The 17,927-nt window shown below is 62.9% G+C and carries 13 protein-coding genes; 3 read left to right on the top strand and 10 right to left on the bottom strand.

The window, feature by feature from the left end:
* The first annotated feature begins 112 nt into the window (after positions 1-112).
* Complete coding sequence (locus BTM36_RS20180; protein WP_077237679.1) at positions 113-1,432, top strand: MFS transporter; 1,320 nt, start codon at positions 113-115, stop codon at positions 1,430-1,432.
* Between the two features lie 87 nt (positions 1,433-1,519).
* Here the strand turns inward: BTM36_RS20180 and BTM36_RS20175 are convergent, their stop codons facing one another.
* From BTM36_RS20175 to pstS, 8 genes are all read right to left on the bottom strand, one after another.
* Positions 1,520-3,145 carry a methyl-accepting chemotaxis protein gene (locus BTM36_RS20175; protein ID WP_077237678.1) on the bottom strand — a complete coding sequence of 542 codons (1,626 nt, stop codon included), beginning with the start codon at positions 3,143-3,145 and terminating at the stop codon, positions 1,520-1,522.
* 363 nt (positions 3,146-3,508) lie between these two features.
* Positions 3,509-4,819: a phosphate regulon sensor histidine kinase PhoR gene (gene phoR, locus BTM36_RS20170; protein ID WP_077237677.1), complete on the bottom strand. Its 1,311-nt coding sequence runs from the start codon at positions 4,817-4,819 to the stop codon at positions 3,509-3,511.
* A 76-nt stretch (positions 4,820-4,895) separates the two neighbouring features.
* Positions 4,896-5,573, bottom strand: coding sequence for a response regulator (locus tag BTM36_RS20165; RefSeq protein WP_006464987.1), 678 nt, complete (start codon positions 5,571-5,573; stop codon positions 4,896-4,898).
* Between the two features lie 87 nt (positions 5,574-5,660).
* On the bottom strand, positions 5,661-6,371 hold the full coding sequence (gene phoU / locus BTM36_RS20160) for a phosphate signaling complex protein PhoU (protein ID WP_006464986.1): 711 nt from the start codon (positions 6,369-6,371) through the stop codon (positions 5,661-5,663).
* A 187-nt stretch (positions 6,372-6,558) separates the two neighbouring features.
* Positions 6,559-7,359 (bottom strand): phosphate ABC transporter ATP-binding protein PstB, encoded by an 801-nt coding sequence (pstB, locus tag BTM36_RS20155; RefSeq protein ID WP_006464985.1) that lies wholly within the window; start codon positions 7,357-7,359, stop codon positions 6,559-6,561.
* Between the two features lie 35 nt (positions 7,360-7,394).
* A complete protein-coding gene (gene pstA, locus BTM36_RS20150; RefSeq protein ID WP_077237676.1) occupies positions 7,395-8,291 on the bottom strand; it encodes a phosphate ABC transporter permease PstA in 897 nt (298 codons plus the stop codon).
* The gene (pstC, locus tag BTM36_RS20145; protein WP_039876741.1) at positions 8,291-9,301 is read right to left on the bottom strand and encodes a phosphate ABC transporter permease subunit PstC; all 1,011 of its coding nucleotides are present in this window, start codon (positions 9,299-9,301) and stop codon (positions 8,291-8,293) included. The genes pstA and pstC overlap by 1 nt, the downstream gene beginning before the upstream one ends.
* 172 nt (positions 9,302-9,473) lie before the next feature.
* Positions 9,474-10,523, bottom strand: coding sequence for a phosphate ABC transporter substrate-binding protein PstS (pstS, locus tag BTM36_RS20140; RefSeq protein ID WP_006464982.1), 1,050 nt, complete (start codon positions 10,521-10,523; stop codon positions 9,474-9,476).
* A 394-nt stretch (positions 10,524-10,917) separates the two neighbouring features.
* Here pstS and ppk1 point away from each other — a divergent pair, with 394 nt between their 5' ends.
* Both ppk1 and BTM36_RS20130 read left to right on the top strand, forming a co-directional pair.
* Positions 10,918-13,032: a polyphosphate kinase 1 gene (ppk1, locus tag BTM36_RS20135; protein WP_006464981.1), complete on the top strand. Its 2,115-nt coding sequence runs from the start codon at positions 10,918-10,920 to the stop codon at positions 13,030-13,032.
* 54 nt (positions 13,033-13,086) lie between these two features.
* Positions 13,087-13,566: a histidine phosphatase family protein gene (locus BTM36_RS20130; RefSeq protein ID WP_006464980.1), complete on the top strand. Its 480-nt coding sequence runs from the start codon at positions 13,087-13,089 to the stop codon at positions 13,564-13,566.
* 151 nt (positions 13,567-13,717) lie between these two features.
* Here the strand turns inward: BTM36_RS20130 and BTM36_RS20125 are convergent, their stop codons facing one another.
* The gene (locus tag BTM36_RS20125; RefSeq protein WP_077237674.1) at positions 13,718-15,475 is read right to left on the bottom strand and encodes a methyl-accepting chemotaxis protein; all 1,758 of its coding nucleotides are present in this window, start codon (positions 15,473-15,475) and stop codon (positions 13,718-13,720) included.
* A 347-nt stretch (positions 15,476-15,822) separates the two neighbouring features.
* Positions 15,823-17,565, bottom strand: a complete 1,743-nt coding sequence (locus BTM36_RS20120) for a methyl-accepting chemotaxis protein (RefSeq protein WP_077237673.1) — start codon at positions 17,563-17,565, stop codon at positions 15,823-15,825.
* Between the last annotated feature and the right edge of the window lie 362 nt (positions 17,566-17,927).

Raw genomic sequence — 17,927 nt, 5'->3', positions numbered from 1 at the left:
CCCCTCGCACAACAACAAGACAACAACACGATAAGACGACCTCCCGCACTGCGCGGAGGCGATGGACTTTTTGCGCCTTCATTTTTTGAAAAAGCTAGAGGAGAGACCCCGCATGACTACCACCACCATTCCGGCCAGCGCGGCGGAGCACATGGAAACCCAGCTCTATCGCCGCATCACCTGGCGCTTCGTGCCGCTGCTGATGATCTGTTTCGTGTTCGCCTACCTGGACCGCGTCAACATCAGCTTCGCCAAGCTGCAGATGCAAAGCGACCTGGGCTTCTCGGATGCCGTCTATGGCCTGGGCGCCAGCATCTTCTTCGTCGGTTACTTCCTCTTCGAAGTGCCCAGCAACATGATCCTGCACAAGGTCGGGCCGAAGCGCTGGATCGCCCGCATCATGGTCACCTGGGGCATCGCCTCGGCGGCGATGATGTTCGTTACCAGCGAGACCAGCTTCTATGTGCTGCGCTTTCTGATCGGCAGCCTGGAAGCGGGCTTCGTACCGGGTGCGCTGTACTTCTTCACCAACTGGTTCCCGTCGGCGCGCCGGGGTCGCATCAATTCGCTGTTCATGGCGGCCATCGCGGTGTGCGGCATCATCGGCGGCCCGATCTCGGGCGGCATCATGAAGTTCACCCATGGCGTGAGCGCGCTGCATGGCTGGCAATGGCTGTTCCTGCTGGAAGGTATTCCTTCGATCCTGCTGGGCGTGGTGTGCTATCTGGTCATCGATGACCGCATCGAAGATGCACGCTGGTTGAAGCCGGAAGAAAAGCGCCTGCTGATCGAGCGCATCGCGGCCGAACCCAAGAGCGAGGCGGCCCACTCCTTCGGCGAAGCGATCCGGCAGCCGGCCACCATCGTCATGTCGCTGATCTACCTGATGCTGGCTTCGGGCATCTATGGCTTGGTGTTCTGGATGCCGCAGCTGATCAAGTCGGCCGGCACCGATGACACCTTCATCATCGGCCTGATCTCGATGGTGCCTTACCTGTGCGCCGGCCTGGGCATGATCCTGATCGGCCGCAACTCCGACCGTACCGGCGAGCGTCGCTGGCACCTGGCTGCCTGCGCGCTGATGGGTGCCATCGGCTACGCCGCCAGCGCCTGGTTCGGCAGCAATACCCTGATCCTGGTGGTGGCGCTGTCGGCAGCGGCCACTGGCATCATCGCCGGCATCGGCCTGTTCTGGATCCTGCCACCGCGCGTGCTCAGTGGTGCCGCAGCCGCGGCCGGCATCGCGCTGATCAACTCGGTGGGCCAGCTGGGCGGGATCATCACGCCCTACATGGTCGGCAAGATCCGCGACATCACCGGCAGCGCCGCACTGGGCCTGTACGTGGTGGCGCTGGAATGCCTGGTGGGTGCGGCACTGCTGCTGTGGGCCTTGCCGCGTCGGGTGTATTTCAAGGAGCCGGCACAGCAATGAGCGAGTATACGGAAATGATATAAACGATTTCCGAACCCTTGCAGAACCCGCCACCATGGCGGGTTCTTTTTTTTGGAGGAGCCGATCTCAGCGCAGGGCCGGCATGGGCGGTGTGATATCGACGCTGCCGGCGTGGGCGTAAGCCACCTGATCCTGGGCCAGCAACCGGAACTGGCTGACCACCTCCGACAGGCGCGCCGCCTGATCCTGCATCGCTTCGGCGGCGGCTGCGGCCTGCTCCACCAGTGCCGCATTCTGCTGGGTGGTCTGGTCCATGTCGTTGATGGCCAGGTTGACCTGGCTGATGCCGTCGCTCTGCTCGCTGCTGGCGGCGGTGATCTCGGCCACGATCTGGGCCACCTGGCGCACGCTGGAGACCACCTCGTCCATGGTGCTGCCGGCTCGGACCACCAGTTCGCTGCCGGAGCCGACCTTGCTCACGGAGTCATCGATGAGGGTCTTGATTTCCTTGGCGGCGGAGGCCGAGCGCTGGGCCAGCGAGCGCACCTCGGAGGCCACCACGGCAAAGCCGCGTCCCTGCTCGCCGGCTCGGGCTGCTTCGACGGCGGCGTTCAGGGCCAGGATATTGGTCTGGAAGGCGATGCCATCGATGACGCTGATGATGTCGACGATCTTGCGTGAGGATTCGTTGATGGAGCCCATGGTCGAGATCACCTGCGACACCACCTCCCCGCCCTGCTGCGCCACCGACGACGCCGAGGCCGCCAGCTGGTTGGCCTGGCGTGCATTGTCGGCGTTCTGCGAGACGGTGGAGGTCAGTTCTTCCATGGCCGAGGCGGTCTCCTCCAGGGCGCCGGCCTGGCGCTCGGTGCGCGCCGACAGATCGAGGTTGCCGGTGGCGATCTCGCGCGAGGCGGTGGCGATGGCATCGGTGCCGCTGCGCACCTGGCCGACGATGCGCGCCAGGTTGCCCGTCATGGCATGCAGGGCGTGCATGAGCTTGCCGGTCTCGTCGCGCCGCGCTGCCAGGGTTTCATCGACGCGCATGGTGAGGTCGCCTGCGGCCACCGCTTCGGCCACGTCCACCGCCTGCTCCAGCGGGCGGGTAATGCCCAGTGCCAGGCTGCGTGCGAACAACCAGCCCAGCACCACCTGCAGCACGGCCAGCGCCAGCATCAGGTTGCGGCTCTGGAGATAGGTGTCGTGGATGTGGACGGCCACCTGGTCGATGTTGGCACGCTGCACATTGAGCAATTGCTGCAGCAGATCCAGGTAACCCTTGGCGGCCACGTCATAGGGCCCCGCCAGGATCCTGGCGGCTTCTTCGGTCTGACCATCGGCCTTGGCCTTGGAGATGGCGTCGCGATATTTGATGTAATCCTTGCGCACGGCCGAGAGCCTGGCGAAGACCTCTTTCTCCTGATCGCTCTCAAGCAGCGCTTCGATGGCCTTCTGCTGCTCGGTGGACATACGGCTGGCGGCGGCGGCATCATCGGCAAAGAAGGCTGCCAGGCTGGGGTCGGCGCTCTTGGCGATGGCCGTCGTGCGGCGCACGCTGGTATGGATGGTGCGATACCAGTCCGAGACCAGTCGCTCCTTGGTCAGGGGTTCATGCATCATCTCGTCGGTAGCGGCGGCAATGCCATGCAGACGCCAGATCGACAATGCCACCACCACGCTGGCAGCCGCCAGAATGACAGCGAAACCCAGGGCCAGGCGGCGGCCTATCTTCATGTGGGAAAAATAGCTCATCTGTCTCTCTTCTTGCGCAAGGGTGGAGGGTCGGCCGGCGCCAAGGACGGCGCACGGGCCGATGATGCAAGCAAACACGGACAGACGCGATCAGGGTTTTCCTGAGCGCCGGACCATGACAAGCGTACGAGCCGGGCAGGCTGATGGCCGCGCCGGTGCCGCGATTGCCTCGATTGCCGCGAGTGGCGCTATTGTTGCCAACAAGTCTTGCCGGCAGGCATTCGTATTTGTACGTAGAGATGGAACGCTCATGCTGAGCTATTGCGCACATGGTACGCCCGCCCCGGGAATTCAAACATCAAAAAAGGATGCCGAAGCATCCTTTCCAATTGCCTTTCACGGGTGTTTCCTGCTCGCATCTGCTCAATGCTGTACGGCGTAGTCCTCGATGGTCTGGGACGCCGGAAAATGCACGGTGAAGGTGCTGCCGTGATCCGGCACCGAGGCGATGTCCAGTGTCGCATGGTGGCGCAGCAGGACATGGCGCACGATGGCCAGACCCAGGCCGGTGCCCTGGGTCTCGCGGGAACGGCTCTTGTCGACGCGGTAGAAGCGCTCGGTGAGGCGCGAGATATGTTCGGGGCTGATGCCGATGCCGGTATCCTGCACCGCGAAATGCGCGCCCTGCTCATCGCTCTGCCAACGCAGGGTGATGGTGCCGCCTTCCGGGGTATAGCGCACGGCATTGGTGACCAGGTTGGTGAAGGCACTGCGCAACTCATCGGCATTGCCCTTGAGATCGGGGCCTTCGACCACGAGGCGGATGTCATGCTTGCCGGCCGACAACGCCCGCCCCTCTTCGGCGATGCGTTCCAGCAGGGGGCGCACCCGCAGCACTTCCGAGCGCAGCGGATAGTCGATCGATTCCAGCCGGGTCAGGGTGAGCATGTCGTCGATCAGGTTCTGCATGCGCTGCCCCTGCTCGGTCATCAGCTTCAGATGGGCGGTACGGATCGTTTCGTCCAGATTGGGCTGGGCCAGGGCGATTTCCAGGAAACCGTTGATGACCGTCAAGGGCGTGCGCAGCTCGTGCGAGGCATTGGCCACGAAATCGCGGCGCATCATGTCGATACGCTGCGACTCGGTGACGTCATGGGTGACCAGGATCTGGCGCCGGTTTTCAAAGGGGATGATCTGGATGATCAGCTTGCGCTCATGCAGGGCCAGCGTAAGCGGCTGCTCGTAGCGACCCAGGATGATGTAGTCGATGAAGGCCGGGTTGCGGATCAGGTTGGTCACGCGCATGCCCTTGTCGCGGTCCAGCTTGAGCCCCAGGTGCTGCTGCGCGGCCGGGTTGCACCATTCCAGGAACAGCACGTCATCCATGATGACCACGCCATCGGGCAGCAGGCTCATGGCCTGGCGGAAACGCGCCAGCCACTCGGCCAGTTCGGCCTGGTTCTTCTCGTCATCGCGGCGCATGCGGTACAGGCGCGCATAGACATCGGTCCAGGCGCCCCAGCCGTCGGGCAGGCGCGACTGGCCGGAATCATCCAGCCAGGTCGACAGCCGCAGCAGGTAATGCAGGTGGGCGATCATCATCGCGCCGACCGCCAGCACCGCCGTGACCAGCCCGATGATCGGGCCAAAGAAGAAACCGACGACTCCCGCTCCGGCCAGGCACAACACCAGGCGCAATACAGCAGGAATCCAGAACAGAAGTTGTGGACTCATTGATTTGGCAGATAGATCTTGGAGGCGCCCGCGCGCCCGGATTTGTTATTGTCGCCTGAATAGGGCGGCGGCGGGCTTATTTGGTAGAGAGCATGTAGCCGACGCTGCGTACCGTCTTGATCAGGTACTCGGCATCGCGCAAGGCCTTGCGCAGGCGCAGCACGTGGACATCCACGGTGCGCTCCTCGATCACCACGTGGTCCCCCCAGACCCGGTCCAGCAACTGGCTGCGCGAAAACACGCGGTCGGGATGGGCCAGGAAGAACTTCAGCAGCTTGTATTCGGCATGGCCGATATCGATGCGCGCACCCGACAGGCTCACCGAGCAACTGGCCGGATCGAGCGTAATCGGACCGGCCGACATCACTTCCTGCGCGTGCTCCGGGCTCTTGCGACGCAGCAGCGCCTTGATGCGGGCGGTCAGCTCGCGCGGCGAGAAGGGCTTGGTGATGTAGTCATCGGCACCGTTGTCGAGGCCGGCGATCTTGTCTTCTTCCATGCTCTTGGCGGTGAGCATGATCACCGACAGCTGCTGCAGCTGGCGATCGGCGCGGATGCGCGAGAGCAGGTGCAGGCCACTGCGGTCCGGCAGCATCCAGTCCAGCAGCACCAGTTGCGGGGCGCGATGCTGGACGAAGTCCCAGGCCGCCGCCGCGTTGGAGACGACGAAACTGGACCAGCCCGCCTCCTTGAGAGTGAAGGCAATCAGTTCGGCAATGGAGGGTTCGTCTTCGACGATGAGGATAGTAGTCATGGTATCGGTTGAGCAGTATCGCGGGTCTCCCCTCCGCAACCCGGTGATGGACGGTTCTTCCCGACCGCCACCACCGGCGCCGTGCTATCAGTCTTCTTCGTCTTCGATCGACTTGGCCGAACCGAAGTCGGTATGGCGGATATCCTTGCCACCGACCACGTAGACGACATACTCGGCGATGTTCTTGGCATGGTCGCCGATACGTTCGATGGCCTTGGCCACCCACAGGGTATCGATGGAACCGGAGATGGTGCGCGGGTCTTCCATCATGAAGGTGATCAGGCTGCGGGTGATGGAGCGGAAGCCGTGGTCGATGCGTTCATCCTGCTTGATCAGCTCGGCGGCCTGCTTGTCATCCAGGCGGGCGAATGCGTCCAGGGCGCTACGCAGCTGGTCCATGGCCTGCTCGGCGATCAGGCTCACGGTCTCGTAATGCGACACCAGACCGATCCCCCGCTTGTGCAGGTGGATGGCGGTCCGGGCGATCTTGGTCGCCTCATCGCCCACGCGTTCCAGGTCGGTGATGATCTTGATGGTCGCCATGACGGTACGCAGGTCATTGGCGGTCGGCTGGCGACGCACGATGAGGTGGCTGCAGGCATCATCGAGTTCAACTTCCAGCCGATTGACGGCCTCGTCGTCCTTCATCACGCGATGCGCCACGTCCAGGTTACCGTTACGGAAAGCCGCAATCGCATCCTGGAACTGATGCTCCACCATGCCGCCCATGGCAAGCACCTTGGAGCGGATCTGCTCCAGATCCTGGTCATACTGTTTGGAGGAATGATCGCCGGTCATGTGACGTCCTAACAAAAATATTTAAAGAATTTGCGCCTTGAAGTCAAAGCGCTCTGACTGCGGTTCGGGGTGCGGCATGGGCGTAGCGAGCAATCCCGAGGTCTGCGGGAGAAGCGCAGCCGTACTGGAGTACGGCGAGCATCGCAGCGCGGAGATCGGGATGCGCAGTAGCCCAGGCCGTGCCCTATTAGCCAAAGCGGCCGGTGATGTAGTCTTGGGTTTCTTTGCGCACCGGATTCATGAAGATCTGGTCCGTCTCGCCAAACTCCACCAGCTCGCCCAGGTACATGTAGGCGGTGTAATCCGAGCAGCGGGCCGCCTGCTGCATGTTGTGGGTCACGATGGCGATGGTGTAGTCGTTCTTCAGCTCGCCGATCAGCTCTTCCACCTTGGCCGTGGAGATGGGGTCCAGCGCCGAGGTCGGCTCGTCCAGCAGCAGCACTTCCGGCTTGACCGCGACACCGCGGGCGATGCACAGACGCTGTTGCTGACCACCGGAGAGCGACAGACCGCTCTTGTGCAGCTTGTCCTTGACTTCACCCCACAATGCCGCCTTGTTGAGCGCCCATTCGACGCGCTCGTCCATCTCGCCCTTGGGCAGGTTTTCGTACAGGCGGATGCCGAAGGCGATGTTGTCGTAGACCGACATCGGGAACGGGGTCGGCTTCTGGAACACCATGCCGACCTTGGCGCGCAGCATGTTCAGGTCTTGTCCCGGCTCCAGGATGTTGTTGCCGGCGTAGATGATCTTGCCCTCGGCACGCTGGCCGGGGTACAGGTCGTACATGCGGTTGAAGGTACGCAGCAGGGTCGACTTGCCGCAGCCCGAGGGACCGATGAAGGCGGTGACCTTGCCTTCCCAGATATTGAGGTTGATGTTCTTGAGGCCCTGGAATCCGCCGTAGTAGAAATTCAGTTGCGAAACTTCGAGCGTGGCCTTCTTGTCCGCAGCAGCGTTGGCGGATGCGGTAGTAGCGTGGCTTGCCATTTGATGAGCAGTAGTCATGTCGGTCACTTGGAGAATTAGCCGGGGATTTGTTGCTTGAACAGGGTGCGCGAGAGCACGTTGAGCAGCAGCACGCTGAAGGTGATCAGCAAGGCGCCGCCCCATGCCAGCGAGACCCAGTTGTCATACGGGCTCATGGCGAACTGGTTGATCACCACCGGCAGGTTGGCAATCGGACGGTTCATGTTGGTGCTGAAGAACTGGTTGTTCAGGGCGGTGAACAGCAGCGGCGCGGTCTCGCCCGAGATGCGGGCCACCGCCAGCAGCACGCCGGTCACCACGCCGGCCTTGACGGCACGCAGGCGCACGATGATGGCCACCTTCCAGCGCGGCGCACCAAGTGCGAAGGCGGCTTCACGCAGACCACTGGGGACCAGCTTCAGCATGTTGTCGGTGGTACGCACCACCACCGGAATGGCGATCAGCGAGATGGCGAAGGTACCGGCCCAGCCCGAGAAGTGGTTCACGTTGGCCACGTAGATGGCGTAGATGAACAGGCCGATCACGATGGACGGTGCCGACAGCATGATGTCGGTGACGAAGCGGGTCACCTGGGCCAGCTTGCTCTCCTCGCCATACTCGGCCAGGTAGACGCCGGCCAGGATGCCGATGGGGGTACTGATCAGGGTGCTGATGCCGACCATCATCAGCGAGCCGACGATGGGGTTCAACAGGCCGCCGCCGGCATCGCCCGGTCCGGGGGTGTTTTCGGTCAGCAGGCCCAGATTGAGCGCGGCCACGCCCTTGAAGACCAGGGTCAGCAGGATCCAGGCCAGCACGAACAGGCCCAGGCCCATGGCCAGGAAGGAGAACAGCATGCCCATGCGATGCTGCAGCAGGCGCTTGCGGTAGACGGGATTCATGGCTTGCGGCGCGTTGGCGGCGGCGCTGCCGGTTGGTACGGTCTGGCTCATTATTTGGCTCCTTCCTTGCGGGTCATGCCCATCAACATGATCTTGGCGGCGGACAGAACGATGAAGGTGATGACGAACAGGATCAGGCCCAGCGCGAACAGCGAGGACACGTGCAGCTTGCTGGAGGCTTCGGCGATTTCATTGGCCAGGGTCGAGGCGATCGAGTTGCCGGCCGAGAACAGCGACCAGGACAGGCGGTGCGAGTTGCCGATCACGAAGGTGACCGCCATGGTCTCGCCCAGAGCGCGGCCCAGGCCCAGCATCACGCCACCGACCACGCCGGTCTTGGTGTAGGGCAGCACCACCTTGCGCACCACTTCCCAGCGGGTGCAACCAAGGCCGTAGGCCGATTCCTTCAGCACGGCCGGCACCACTTCGAAGACGTCGCGCATCACCGAGGAGATGAAGGGGATGATCATCACCGACAGGATCAGGCCGGCGGTGAGGATGCCGATGCCCATGGTGGGGCCGGAGAACAGCACGCCGATGCCGGGAATCTGGCCCAGCGTGGCCTTCAGGAAGGGCTGGCCGTATTCCGAGAACAGCGGGGCGAACACGAACAGGCCCCACATGCCGTAGATGATGGAAGGCACGCCGGCCAGCAGCTCCACGCAGGTACCCAGCGGGCGGCGCAGCTTGGCGGGGCAGATTTCGGTGAGGAACAGGGCGATGCCGAAGCTGACCGGGAAGGCGATCAGCAAGGCGATGATCGAGGTCGACAGCGTACCCACGATGGCGATCATGGCGCCGAATTCGTTATTGGTCGGGTCCCATTCGACGCGGGTGATGAAGCCCGGGCCGAAGGCCTGGAACGCGGGTGCAGCACCGATGATGAGGGACACGATGATCCCGCCCAGCATCAGCAGCACTGACAGGGCGAAAATCAGGGTGATCTTGTGGAAGAAGAAGTCCTGCAGTCGCTGGCGGCGCATGACGGCCATCAACTTCTCGCGCGCGACCTGCGCACTATCAGTCTCTGTCGGGGATTTTTTGACTTCGGTATTCGACATTGCCGTGGTGGAATAATTAGCGCTCATTTGAATTCACCATTAAAACGGGCCATCGCCGCGAATGCTCTGTGCTCCAGAGTTGCTCGTTCTCGCTGCGATGGCCCGAATACTCCGTAGGGGAGAGGCTTGCTTGGCCGGACTTGTTCAGAGCCCGGCCGGACTTGACGGTGGCTTACCAGATCGCCTTGCCGCTGCTGTCCTTGACGTTGCTCTTCCAGGAATCTTCCACCAGCTTGGTGACCGAATCCGGCAGCGGCACGTAGTCCAGGTCGGCGGCGACCTTGCCACCATTCTTGTAGGCCCAGTCGAAGAACTTCAGGACTTCGCGGCCCTTGGCGCCATCGCCAGCCTGTTCCTTGTGCAGCAGGATGAAGGTGGCGCTGGAGATCGGCCACGATTCCTTGCCGGCGGCGTCGGTGAAGTCAACTGCGAAGCCCGGGGTCTTGGCCCAGTCGCCGTGGGCGGTGGCAGCCTTGAAGGAGGAGTCATCCGGGGAGACGAAGTTGCCGTCCTTGTTCTTGAGCTGGGTGTAGTTCAGCTTGTTCTTCTTGACGTAGGCGTACTCGACGTAGCCGATGGAGCCCTTGACCTTCTGCACGTTGGCGGCAACGCCTTCGTTACCCTTGCCACCCACGCCGGTGGGCCACTTGACGGCGGTACCGGCACCGATCTTGGCCTTGAAGTCGGCATTGGCCTTGGACAGGTAGGAGGTGAACACGTAGGAAGTGCCCGAAGCGTCCGAACGGTAGACGACGGTGATGTCGTCGGCCGGCAGCTTCACGCCCGGGTTCAGGGCGGTGATTTCAGGCGCGTTCCACTTGGTGATCTTGCCAGCGTAGATGTCGCCCAGAACCTGGCCCGACAGCTTGATCTGGCCCGGGGTCACGCCATCCAGGTTGACCACCGGGACCACGCCACCGACCACGGCGGGGAATTGGGTCAGGCCGGCTTCGGCCAGTTCGCTCTGCGGCAGCGGGGCGTCGGAGGCGCCGAAGTCGACGGTCTTGGCCTTGATCTGCTTGATACCACCACCGGAACCGATGGACTGGTAGTTCAGGCTGTTGCCGGTGGCAGTCTTGTACAGTTCAGCCCACTTGGCGTAGACCGGGTACGGGAAGGAGGCGCCGGCGCCGGTGATTTCTGCTGCATGAGCGGCACCGCTGAAGGCGAAAGCGCCGGCCACTGCGACTGCAACAGATTTGATCAGATGGTTAAACCCCATTTCAACTACTCCTATGATTTTGAGAGAGGAACGTCAGAAAGAAACATCACGATGGGAGGGATGACTTCCGAGACAGGGCGAACTTTAACCAGCTAATGTGACGAGTTTATGACCCGAACTTGTCATCCAGGCCAGCCCCGGCGGCCCTTCGCCGGGCGCCGGGGCAGATCCTGGTACCGGGCTGCAAAACCAGGCGCCAGGCTGCACGCGGGTTTCCTGACAATTCCGTGTCATGCCGACAAACCCGCATTGCATATGAGCAAATATGTTTTTGTCATCACATGGGCTTGCTCTTATACTGAAGCAATGTGACAAAGCGACATGAGTGTTGTCATAAACTCGTCATACCTCCTAAATACACTGCCCGCTCAAAGTGGATGGACAGGGAACATTGATGATCAGAAAAGCAAAACCGGAAAGCAGCACACCTCCTGAACTTCCCGCCAATACGATTTACCTCAATCGCGAACTGTCGCAGCTGGCCTTCAACCGACGCGTGCTGGCCCAGGCCGAAGACGACAGCGTGCCGCTGCTGGAACGCCTGCGTTACCTCTGCATCTGCAGCAGCAACCTGGATGAATTCTTCGAAGTGCGCATCGCCAGCCTGCTGGCCAATCGCATCGAGGGCGAGAATATCGATCCGCCCGAACTGCGCGCCGCGCTGGAACGCACCAGCGCCGAATGCCACCGCATCGTGACGCGCCAGTACGAACTGCTCAACGACGAAATCCTGCCGCAACTGGCGGCCAACGGTATCCACCTGCTGCGCCACGATGACCGCAACGAGGCACAGCGCGCCTGGGTCAAGCAGTATTTCGAGCAGCATGTGCGCCCGCTGCTGACGCCCATCGGCCTGGACCCGGCCCACCCCTTCCCGCAGGTGCACAACAAGAGCCTCAATTTCATCATCGAGCTCTCCGGCAAGGATGCCTTCGGGCGCGGCACGGCCATCGTCATCGTCAAGGCGCCACGGGTGCTGCCACGCGTGATCAAGCTGCCGGACCATCTCTCGGCCAAGGGCCAGTCCTCGTTCTGCCTGCTGTCCTCGGTGATCCATGCACACATCGCCGACCTGTTCCCGGGGCGCGACATCACCGCCTATTCGCAATTCCGCGTGACCCGCAACAGCGACCTGTGGGTCGATGAAGAAGAGGTCAAGAACCTGCGCCAGGCCCTGGAAACCGAATTGCAGAGCCGCCAGTTCGGCGTGGCGGTGCGCCTGGAAGTGGCGGCCAATTGTCCCGAACACCTGGCGCAATTCCTGCTGAACCAGTTCAACATCGAACGCAACCGCCTGTACGCGGTACAGGGTCCGGTGAACATGGTGCGCCTGGGCGAGATCGTGAACCTGGTCAACCAGCCGGAGTTGCGCTTCCCGCCCTTCTCCCCCACCCTGCCGCCGCAACTGGCCAGCGAGAATATCTTTGCCGCCCTGGACAAGAAGGACGTGCTGCTGCACCACCCGTTCCAGTCCTTCCAGCCGGTGGTGGATTTCATCCGCACCGCCGCCCACGACCCGCGCGTGCTGGCCATCAAGCAGACCATCTACCGTACCGGCATGAACTCGGACCTGATGGAGGCGCTGATCTACGCCGCCCAGCACGGCAAGGAAGTGACGGTGATCGTGGAACTGATGGCGCGCTTCGATGAAGAAGCCAACATCAACTGGGCAGTCAAACTGGAGCAGGCCGGAGCGCAGGTGGTCTATGGGGTGGTCGGCCTGAAGACGCACGCCAAGCTGGCACTGGTGATCCGCCGCGACGACGACCAGGGCCTGCGCTTCTACGCCCACCTCGGCACCGGCAACTATCACCCCAATACCACCAAGTTCTATACCGACTTCGGCCTCCTGACCTCGAACCAGGAGCTCACGGCCGAAGTCAATGAGGTCTTCATCCATCTCACCAGCCTGACCAAGCCGCGCAATCTCACGCACCTGTGGCTGGCGCCGTTCTCGCTGCAGAAGGAAATCATCCGTGCCATCCGCAACGAAGGCCAGATCGCCCGCGAAGGCCGGCCGGCGCGCATCATCGCCAAGATGAATGCGCTGCTGGACGAGTCGGTGATCCGCGCCCTCTACGCGGCCTCGGCCGATGGCGTCAAGATCGACCTGATCGTGCGCGGTGCCTGCGCGCTGCGCCCGGGTGTGCGGGGACTGTCGGAAAACATCAAGGTGCGATCCATCATCGGCCGCTATCTGGAGCACTCGCGCATCTATTACTTCCGCAACGACCTGGCCCACGACGTCTACCTGGCCAGTGCGGACTGGATGAACCGCAACCTGTTCCGCCGTATCGAGGTGGCCTTCCCGGTGCTGGACAAGACGCTGAAGAAGCGGGTGATTTCGGAAGGTCTGAACCCCTACCTGAAGGACAACACCAATTCCTGGCAGCTCGACGTCAATGGCGTCTATACGCTCAAGAAACCGCGCACCAAGCAGCAGTGCTTCAACGCCCAGCAACACCTAATGACCACGCTGGGCATTCCGGCCACGCCACCGGAAGAGTGAGCCCGACACCGAAGCACTCCCGACGCCACCTGCCGATTTATCCGAGGAGCTGAGATGGACCTGATTCTATGGCGACATGCCGAGGCCGAGCTGGGCGAACCCGACGAGGGCCGTGCCCTGACCCCGAAGGGTCACAAGCAGGCTGCCAAGATGGCCGAATGGCTGGACCGCAACCTGCCGGAAAGCTGCCGTATCCTGGTCAGTCCCGCGACACGCACCTTGCAGACGGTGGAGGCCCTCAAGCGCCGACACAAGGTGGTGGCCGACCTGGCCCCCAACATGACTGCGGCCGACCTGCTGCGGGCGGCCAACTGGCCGGACAGCCGCGAGCCGGTACTCATCGTCGGTCACCAGCCGACACTGGGCCAGGTGGCCGCACAACTGATCTGCGGCCAGCCGCAGGAGTGGTCGCTGCGCAAGGCCAATATCTGGTGGATCAGCCAGCGCGAACGCGGCGACGTCACCACCAACTACCTCAAGGCGGTGGTGGCACCGGAATTGCTGGCGACCTCGGGCAAGCATCACCCGCGCTGACGGCCGGCCTGGCAAGGCAGGTATAAAAAAACGCTGCGACCGGCACAGGCTGGTCGCAGCGTTTTTGCTTTTTGCTTTTGTCTTTTTTCGTCTATGCGTTCCTGGTTGAACGCATGCCCTGCCGGCAAACACGCCGGCGGGGCGCATCACTTCAGAAGGTCTCCCAATCACCATCGTCGCCGGCAGCCGGCACGCGCGGGGCCGGGCGCGACGGTGCTGCTGCAGCGCTGGCCGCCGGCAGGGCCGGACGCTTCAGGACCGGGGCTGCCTTGGGAGCGGCTTGCGGTGCAGCCATCCTGGGTGCGGACTTGGTCGCAGGCTGGGCCGCGCGGACCGGGGCAGCGGCCACGGCGGGCGCCATGGCCGCGCCACCGACGCGGAAGATCGCCACTTCCTGCATCAACGACTGGGCCTGCTGCTCCAGCGACTTGGCAGCGGCGCTGGCCTGTTCCACCAGGGCGGCATTCTGCTGGGTCGCCTCGTCCATCTGCGTCACCGCACGCGAGACCTGGTCGATGCCGGCGCTCTGTTCGTTGGAGGCGGCCGAGATTTCGCTCATGATGTCGGTCACGCGCTGCACCGCCTGGATCACGTCGTTCATGGTCTCGCCGGCCTGACCCACCAGCTGCGAGCCGGCCTGCACGCGCTCTTCCGAATGCATGATCAGTTCCTTGATTTCCTTGGCTGCGCTGGAGGAGCGTTGCGCCAGCGCGCGCACCTCGGTGGCGACCACTGCGAAGCCGCGTCCCTGCTCACCGGCACGGGCTGCTTCAACCGCTGCATTGAGCGCCAGGATATTGGTCTGGAAGGCGATGCCATCGATGATGCTGACGATGTCGGTGATGCGCGAGGAGCTCTCGCGGATCTCTTCCATGGTCTGCACCACCCGGCTCACCACCGCATTGCCGTCGGCCGCGATGGTGGAGGCATTGACCGCCAGCGTGGTGGCCTGGCGGGCATTGTCGGCGTTGTGCTTCACGGTGCTGGTCAGCTCTTCCATGCTGGAGGCGGTCTCTTCCAGCGAAGCCGCCTGTTGCTCGGTACGGGAGGACAGATCGAGGTTGCCGGAAGCGATTTCACGGGTCGCGGTGGCGATGGCATCGCTGCCGCCACGCACGGCGCGCACGGTGCGGGTGAGACTCTCCTGCATGCGCGAGAGACCATTGAGCAACTGGCCCATTTCGTTCTTCGAATGCACGTGCACCGGCTGGGTCAGGTCACCCGAGGCGATGGCGTCGAAGTGGCGCAGGGCGCGCTGCATCGGCTCGCCGATGGCACGGCGCAGCGACCACCAGCTGTAGAAGGCCAGCAGCAGGCCGGCGATGATGGCGACGATGGAAAACATGCGCGAGGCTTCGTAGCGTGCCATGGAGGTTTCGGCACTACGGGTGGCCAGCTCGGTCTCGTACTTGCTCAGGGCCTGGCCGTCCAGTTGCATGGCGGTGTAGATGGTGCCGACCTTGCGCGCCTGGTCGCCGATGGCCTGGCGGTCACCGCCCTTGATCACCTCGGCAAAGCGGGTCAGCTCCTGCTCGGTCTTCTCGATGCCATCCGAAACCTTCTTCACCAGGACCTTGCCGTCTTCGGTCTGCGGTAGCGCCGTGTACTTGGCCCACCACTGCAGGGCTTCCTTGCGCGCATTGGCGTCCATGCCGACCATGCGTTCGGCCCAGGCAGGGTCGCTGGTGAGTGCGGCCTGGTCCAGCGAGGTACGCTGACGACCGATCCAGATCAGCGTATTGTCGGCAGCGACGGTCTTGGGCATGCGCTCTTCGGAGAGCTGGCGATTGACACTGACGGCGGCCGACATGCCCAGCAGGCCCGACGCGCCGATGGCCAGCAGCAGGATGGACAGCACAAGGACGGCAATGGCGAGTTGCGCCTTGATGGAAAGGTTCTTGATGGACATTGGTGTGGTTCCGGTGGATGAAGTGAAAGTGCCGCTATTGCTACACCGGGTCCGCGTGACTCCGCGATATGGCCGCTGTCGTCGATTTTCCCCATGCAGGCAGGCCTCGACGCCGTGCTCTTCCCCCGGCCGCGCAGGCGACCGTCCTCCCCATTTCCGGACCGGTCAATCTGCTGCGATTGTTATAGCTTTACGGCAACTTGAGAATTATCTTAAATTCTCACGATTCCTGCCCGTCTCAGGCAAAAATAAAGCGCCGCGACCCGGAAGGTGGCGGCGCTTACGCAACAGCTTGATTTTTTGTTACTGCAATGACGCTTCCTCAAGCCTGGACGTCATGACAACTTTCAGAACTCTTCGAACTCGTCATCCCGTGCCGTGGCAGCCGGTTTGCCGCTGGCGGGCGCTGCGGGTGGCAGGCCGGCGACCGGGCGCTTGGCGGGGCTCGCGGCGGTCAGCGCCGGCTGCGGGTTGATCGTGCGCGCGGGCGTCAGCGGTCGCGCCACCGGGACGGAGGCTGCCGCAGCGTGCACCGCGCCCGCCTGCGCAGTCCTGAGACGGAACACTGCCACCGCCCGCGCCAGCACGTCGGACTGCTCCTGCAGGCTTTCGGCGGCGGCGGCGGCCTGTTCCACCAGGGCGGCGTTCTGCTGGGTGATTTCGTCGATCTGCGAAATGGCGTTGTTGACCTCGGCGATGCCGGCGCTCTGCTCCTGGCTGGCGGCAGTGATCTCGCCCATGATATCGGCCACGTGCTTGACCGAAGACACGATCTCGCTCATGGTGGCGCCGGCTTCATCGACCAGCTTGCCGCCGGTGTCGACCTTGTCCACGGAATCGCTGATGAGCTGCTTGATTTCCTTGGCGGCGGCGGCGCTGCGCTGGGCCAACGCCCGCACTTCGGAGGCCACCACCGCGAAGCCACGACCCTGCTCGCCGGCGCGGGCTGCTTCCACGGCCGCATTCAGGGCCAGGATGTTGGTCTGGAAGGCAATGCCGTCGATCACGCCGATGATGTCCACGATCTTGCTGGAGCTTTCCTTGATGGAGCCCATGGTGGCCACCACGTCGCCGACCACGCGGCCACCCTTGGTGGCATGGTCCGAGGCCGACAGCACCAGCTGGTTGGCCTGGCGCGCGTTCTCGGCGTTCTGCTGCACGGTGGAGGTGAGCTGCTCCATGGAGCTGGCGGTTTCTTCCAGGCTGGAGGCCTGGGACTCGGTGCGGTTGGACAGGTCCACGTTGCCGCGTGCGATCTCGTGCGAGGCCACGGCGATGACGGCGGCACTTTCCTTGACTTCGTTGAGCGTGGCGGCCAGGTTGGTCTGCATGGCGTCCAGGGCGTTGACCAGGTGGGCGGCTTCATCGCGGCCATCATCGTGGAAGTCCTGGGTCAGGTCGCCGCTGGAGATGGTCTCGGCAATGCTGCCGGCGCGCTTGAGCGGATTGACGATGGAGCGGGTGATGACAAAGGTGAAGAAGAAGCCCAGGCCCAGGGTCAGCACGCCCATCAGCAACATGCCGATCTGCGCCTTGCGATAGCTGTCCTTGGCGTCGGCATGGGCTTCTTTCATGTCGTCCTGCTGGAACGAGGCCAGCGCACCCACGCTGCTCATCCACTTTTCGTGGGCCGGCAGGAAATCGCTTTTCAGCAACTGCGCCGCATCAAAGTAATTGTTGCTGAGGACCTGCTGGCGGATCTGTTCGACGATGGGGAACAGCTTCTTGCTCTCGCCGCTGGCGGCCGCCAGCAATTCCCTGCCACGGCCACTGGAGGTCAGTTCGGTGATCTGCTTCTCGAAGCCGGCATAGGCCTGCAGGATGCGGCCCAGGTGTTCATCCTCGGCCTTGCCTTCGGCTGCATCGGTGGGCGTGACCACCTTGCGCAAGGCCAGGGCCATCTCGCTGCCGGCTTCGCGCATGTGCATGGCGGTGGTCATGGCGGTGACCTTCTTTTCGATCACGTATTCACTGCTGGCTTCCATCTCGGCCATGCGCCACAGGCCGATCAGCAGGATCGCCGTGGCCAGCAGCAGGATGAGGCAGAAACCGAACGCCAGGCGGCTACCGATCTTGAGACGTTGAATCATGGATGATGTCTTTCTTGTAACGCTAACGTAGACGGTGGTGCAAATGGGGGCGGCCACCGGTGAGCAGCCCGCCCTGCGCAGATTTACAGCATGATTCATGCCCGCCGCTTGCCCTGCACTGCACTGCAGCGGCAACGCGACCGTGTTGATGTTTTGTTATGGTGAAATCGCGCCGCAGCCACCCCGGCGTGCGGCGACGCGAGCTTCAGCGCCAGACGCACGGGATGTACAGAATGAACGCCATGGACGAAATGCGCGTGGCGCATATTAGAAGAGGCCCATGCGGGCGAGCCAATGCTTTGTCGGCATGCCCGCATGTTTCTTTTGCATAGTTAAAAAAGCGACCACACCCCCTCAACCAC

Source organism: Herbaspirillum sp. VT-16-41, from assembly GCF_001994935.1.
In the GTDB taxonomy this organism is placed as follows: Bacteria; Pseudomonadota; Gammaproteobacteria; order Burkholderiales; family Burkholderiaceae_D; genus Herbaspirillum; species Herbaspirillum frisingense.
Note: the sequence above shows the minus strand (reverse complement) of the source record. Positions and strands in the feature narration are given on the sequence as shown.